The sequence below is a fragment of the Sphingopyxis sp. A083 genome, assembly GCF_001468495.1.
GTDB lineage: Bacteria > Pseudomonadota > Alphaproteobacteria > Sphingomonadales > Sphingomonadaceae > Sphingopyxis > Sphingopyxis terrae.
Genome location: NZ_LNSK01000004.1, coordinates 287,501 through 292,008, shown reverse-complemented (window position 1 = coordinate 292,008; position 4,508 = coordinate 287,501). Strand labels below are relative to the sequence as shown.

Sequence of the window (4,508 nt, the reverse complement as noted above, 5' to 3'; positions counted from 1 at the left end):
CGCCTCCCCCGCCGCCGCCTCCACCTCCGCCCCCCGAGGATCTTGGCGACCTCAAATTCTATCGCATCCCCTTTCGCGTCGATGTCGCGGCAAAGGGGCAGAAGCAGGTGGCGCTGCTCGCGCGGGGCGGGGTTGCGGCCGAACAGCTCTATGCGGGGTCGCTCTATAATTATGGCAATGGGCGACCCCAGCCGCTGACGACGCGGCTGCGGGTGCAGAATCGCAAGGCGGACGGGCTTGGCCTCGCGCTTCCCGCCGGAGCGGCGATGATCTTTGAAACGGTGGCGGGCGAGCCGTTGCTGGTCGGCGAAGCGAAGATCGGCGACAAGGCGGAGGGTGAGCGCGTCGATTATGATCTGGGGGCGAGTCCTGCGGTCCAGTATCGCGCCGCTGTCCTCCCCGATTCGGATGCCGACCACCGGCTGTGGCAGGTGACGCTGACCAACGCGCGCCTGACCGACGCGGAGGTGGAATTGCTCATCCCCTTTGCCATCGACCCCGCACCCGAAGGATGGGAGCGGCGCGGCAACAGCTGGGTCTGGCGCGTCCGCGTTCCCGCGAACGACCGCATCGAACAAAGCTTTCGCGAAAACCGCAAGGGCGGTTGAGGCCGATCAGGCGGGCGGCAGCGGACGTGGCCGGTGATTCTCGTCGAGCGCGACGAAGGTGAACAGTCCCTCGGTGACCTTCACCTGCTCTTCGCCGCGGCCGCGGGTCGCGATCACCTCGATCCGGATGCCCATCGATGTGCGGCCGCGCCGTTCGAGATGGGCATAGACCGAGATGATGTCGCGCAGCAGGATCGGCGCGATGAATTCCATCGCCTCGATCGCCACCGTCGCGGTCGGACCCTGCGCGATTCGCGCGGCGACAATGCCGCCCGCAATATCCATCTGCGCCAGCACCCAGCCGCCGAAGATATGGCCGTTGCTGTTGATGTCGGCCGGCTGCGGCACGACACGCAATATGGGGTCGCGGGGATTGTCGGTCATGGATTGAGGTCCGGATCGTCCTTGAAGGGGTCGTCGATCGATTCGTCGTGGCCGCTGCCGCTCGACAGGAAGACAAGTCCCATCAGCGCCGCGCCGAGCATGACCGACAGGCCGACGCCCGCCGCGGTCGCGATCATCATGTGGATCGTCAGCGCCTCGCCCATGGTGAAGCGCAGCCAGCTCAGCGCGCCGACGACGGCGAGCAGCGAGACGATGCTCATCCCGCGCATCAGCCGGCGATAGCGCGCCCAGGCGACTTTCGAGGTGTCGCGATTGTCCAGTGGCGAAGGTTTGACCATGCGCGCCTCCATGAACCAAGCCGCGGGCAAGGCCAAGCGGTAATGGCGGCGTTCCGTTCGTTTCGCGCCCACCGCGAATCATGATAGACTGCGCGCGCAACGACAGGACAATCGGGAAAGGAGCGCCAGCGGATGACGATCGGAGCGATTCTTCAGGGGCGGAGCGGCACGGTGATCGCGGCGCGGACCGACGATTTGGTGCGCGCGGTTGTCGACCTGCTCGCCCAGCATCGGATCGGTGCGGTGCCGGTTCTCGACGGCGATTCGCTGGTCGGCATATTTTCCGAACGCGATTTCGTGCGCCTCGTCGCCTCCTACGGTCCCGAGGCGCTCGACCGCCGGCTCGATGAGGTAATGACGCGATCGCCGGTGACCTGCGGTCCGGACATGGCGGTGATCGGCGCGCTGTCGCAGATGACGCAGAAGCGGATTCGCCATTTGCCGGTGGTCGATGGCAGCGGTCTGGTCGGATTCGTGTCGATCGGCGACCTCGTCAAATATCGAATCGACAAGATCGAGGCCGAGGCAGCGGCGATGCGCGACTATATCGCCGGCTGACCCGCTGCTTTGCCTCCTATTGAAAATTAATCGGTTGGCGGTAACGCGGAGCCTATGAAGCGCGTCGTCGACCGGATCCAATGGCATCGCAAGCAATGGGCGCATCGGCGGCTGGCCGCCGGCGTGCTCAAGGCGCGGCCCATCGTGCCCGCCGACGACGGCGTCATCTATTTCTCTATGATCGGTACGCGGGTGCTGCTGCCCTATCTGGTGTCGATCAAGTCGCTGTGGCACCAGGTGCCGCGCGGCCGTGTCGTGATTCTGGATGACGGCACGCTGACCGATGCTGACCGCAAACTGCTCGCCCATCATCTCGGCGATCCCGAGATCCGGGCGATCGCGGCGGTCGATACCGGCGAATGTCCGCGCGGCGGGACGTGGGAGCGGTTGCTGACCATCCTTGATCTGCGCGCCGACGCCTATGTCATCCAGGTCGATTCGGACACGGTGACGGTCGGCCCGCTTCCCGAAGTCGCCGCGGCGATCGATGCCGGGCGCAGCTTTACGTTGAAGGGAGAGGCTGCCTCGCAGATCCTGCCGCTGGCGACGATCGCTGCGCAGGCGATCGAATCGCAGCGCTTCACCAATCCCGCGGCGCATGTGCAGGGGGCAATCGAATCGGGGATGGACCGGCTCGATCTGCCCGAGTTGGCGGCGCCCGCCTATGTGCGCGGCTGTTCGGGGTTCGCAGGCTTCGCGCCGAGCGGCGAGGGACGGCGAATCGCCGAAGCCTTTTCGCGCGAGGCGACGGCGCTGCTCGGCGCCGAACGCTGGGCACAATGGGGTAGCGAGCAGGTGACGTCGAACTTCGTCATCGCGAATCAGCCCGACCCGCTGTTGCTGCCCTATGACCGCTACATCAATTTCTGGAACGAAGGCGTGCCGCCCGATGCGCGCTTCATCCATTTCATCGGGACGCACCGCTTTACCGGCGGCGCCTATGCCGATGCGACGCGACGCGCCGTCGCGATGCTGCCGCGCTGACGCGGCGGCGCCGGATCAGGCCGCGGGATTGCCGCGCGCCATCGCGATCAAGTCGCCAATCGTCTCGCGCGCGAAGAGCATAAGCCCGCCCGCATAGGTCAGCGCGCCGATTCCCACGAGCAGCGCCAAGCGGGGCGCCATCGAAACCGGGGCGAGCAGGTGGCCAGCGACCATCACGGTGACTGCCATCGCCATGGCCACGAGAACCGACGGCAGAATGGCGCCGAGCAGGGCGCCCGCGCGCATCCCGATCACCGGAAGCGATCGCCACGCGGCGAAAGCGAACAGGGCCGGATAGGCGGCGATCCAGGCTGCCGCGATCCCGGCGATTCCCCACTGTCCCCCGACGAGAAAGGCGACCGGCATGATGAGCGCGCCGATTGCGGCGTTGCGCAGCGCGATCTCGGGTCGGCCCATCGCATCGGTCGCGGGTTGCAGCAGGGTGAAGAGCGTCCAGAAAGGCATGGCGATCGCGAGCAGCCGAATCAGCGGAATGGCGCCGGCCCATTTGTCGCCGAGCAGGACGAGGACAAGTGGTTCGGCGACGACCGCGAGGCCCAGAAAGAAGGGCATCGCCGCCGCCATGATTGCGCGGACCGCGCGGGCGAAGGGGCGCGCGAGCCCCTCTGCTTCGTCACGCAGCCGGGAATAAGCGGTGAAGGCGACTTCGTTGAGCGGCGGAATGATCTTGTTGTTGAAAATCTGTGTCAGGAACAGCGCGGTCGTATAAACGCCGACCAGATGCGCGTCGAACAGGCGCCCCGCGACCAATATGTCCGCCTGCGACTGGATGAAGCCGAAGAACTGGCCGATGGCGACGAGCCCGCCATAGCGCGCGATCGTGCCCGCGCCGCGGAAATCGAACGACGGCAGCATCCATGACCGCGAAACGATGGTGAAGCCGAGCGCGCGCGTCGTGAACATCGCGATCGGCGCCCAGACGAGCGCCCAGACACCCCATCCTGCGAGTGCGCCGCCCAGGGCGACCGCTGCGCCGATCAGCGAGCAGAGGATATTGACCTGCGCCTGGCGCCGGAACTCGAGCGCGCGGCCGAGCCGGGCATAGGCGAGCGCGGTGAACGGCGTGGTCAGATAGATGATCGCCTGGACGCGCAGCAGCGTCGCGATTTGCGGCTCCCTGTAATAAGCCGCCGCGAGCGGTGCCGCGGCGATCTGCAACAGGGCAAGGCCGCCGTTGATCAGGAGCAGGAGCCCCAGGGTCTGGCGGAGCTGTTGCGGCGTGACATCGCGCTGCTGGATCACGGCGCTCGCAAGACCATAGCCGTTCAGCATAGTGAACAGCATCAGCATCACCTGCGTCATTGCATAAAGGCCGTAGTCGGCCGGGCTGAGAATCCGGATGACGAGGAAGGTCGCCGCCCAGGCGATCATCTGCCCCGCGATCTGCGATCCCGAACGCCACAGCACCGCCGCGCGGATTCGGCGTCCGAGTCCGTCCGATTCTTCGGTCGTGGCGGGATTCGCCGCGACGGAATCGCCAAGAATCGTCTCCTGAGGGCGGAAAGAGGGGGATTCGGTCATCGATTCGAGGCTCTAGCACCAACTCATTGGCAAAGCGTTGCGCGGGGTGTCGATCGCCGCGCAGCACGAGATGCACGCATTTCTGCGGCTTTCCGGGGGGCGTGTCAAAAATTCGCAATAAAATATCAAATTG

At 65.9% G+C, this 4,508-nt stretch carries 5 protein-coding genes and 1 pseudogene; 3 read left to right on the top strand and 3 right to left on the bottom strand.

Annotated elements, in window-relative coordinates:
- Positions 1 to 608: pseudogene (locus ATE59_RS17985) on the top strand (DUF4139 domain-containing protein); the annotation flags it as partial.
- 6 nt (positions 609 to 614) lie between these two features.
- Here ATE59_RS17985 and ATE59_RS10495 read toward each other — a convergent pair.
- Positions 615 to 992, bottom strand: a complete 378-nt coding sequence (locus ATE59_RS10495; RefSeq protein WP_003041896.1) for an acyl-CoA thioesterase — start codon at positions 990 to 992, stop codon at positions 615 to 617.
- Positions 989 to 1,291, bottom strand: a complete 303-nt coding sequence (locus ATE59_RS10490; protein ID WP_058812393.1) for a hypothetical protein — start codon at positions 1,289 to 1,291, stop codon at positions 989 to 991. The genes ATE59_RS10495 and ATE59_RS10490 overlap by 4 nt, the downstream gene beginning before the upstream one ends.
- Positions 1,292 to 1,423: 132 nt before the next feature.
- Between ATE59_RS10490 and ATE59_RS10485 the strand changes: the two genes are divergently transcribed.
- A complete protein-coding gene (locus ATE59_RS10485) occupies positions 1,424 to 1,849 on the top strand; it encodes a CBS domain-containing protein (RefSeq protein WP_058812366.1) in 426 nt (141 codons plus the stop codon).
- A gap of 54 nt (positions 1,850 to 1,903) precedes the next feature.
- Positions 1,904 to 2,833 carry a hypothetical protein gene (locus tag ATE59_RS10480; RefSeq protein WP_058812365.1) on the top strand — a complete coding sequence of 310 codons (930 nt, stop codon included), beginning with the start codon at positions 1,904 to 1,906 and terminating at the stop codon, positions 2,831 to 2,833.
- A gap of 15 nt (positions 2,834 to 2,848) precedes the next feature.
- Here ATE59_RS10480 and ATE59_RS10475 read toward each other — a convergent pair whose 3' ends face one another.
- Entirely contained in the window at positions 2,849 to 4,375 is a 1,527-nt protein-coding gene (locus tag ATE59_RS10475; protein ID WP_082657386.1) for an oligosaccharide flippase family protein, read from the bottom strand.
- Positions 4,376 to 4,508: the final 133 nt, after the last annotated feature.

What these genes read in the sequence shown, in the direction of transcription:
- ATE59_RS10480 (WP_058812365.1), top strand. Translation starts at nt 1,904, where the DNA reads ATGAAGCGCGTCGTCGACCGGATCCAATGGCATCGCAAGCAATGGGCG.
- ATE59_RS10490 (WP_058812393.1), bottom strand. Translation starts at nt 1,291, where the DNA reads ATGGTCAAACCTTCGCCACTGGACAATCGCGACACCTCGAAAGTCGCC.
- ATE59_RS10485 (WP_058812366.1), top strand. Translation starts at nt 1,424, where the DNA reads ATGACGATCGGAGCGATTCTTCAGGGGCGGAGCGGCACGGTGATCGCG.
- ATE59_RS10475 (WP_082657386.1), bottom strand. Translation starts at nt 4,375, where the DNA reads ATGACCGAATCCCCCTCTTTCCGCCCTCAGGAGACGATTCTTGGCGAT.
- ATE59_RS10495 (WP_003041896.1), bottom strand. Translation starts at nt 992, where the DNA reads ATGACCGACAATCCCCGCGACCCCATATTGCGTGTCGTGCCGCAGCCG.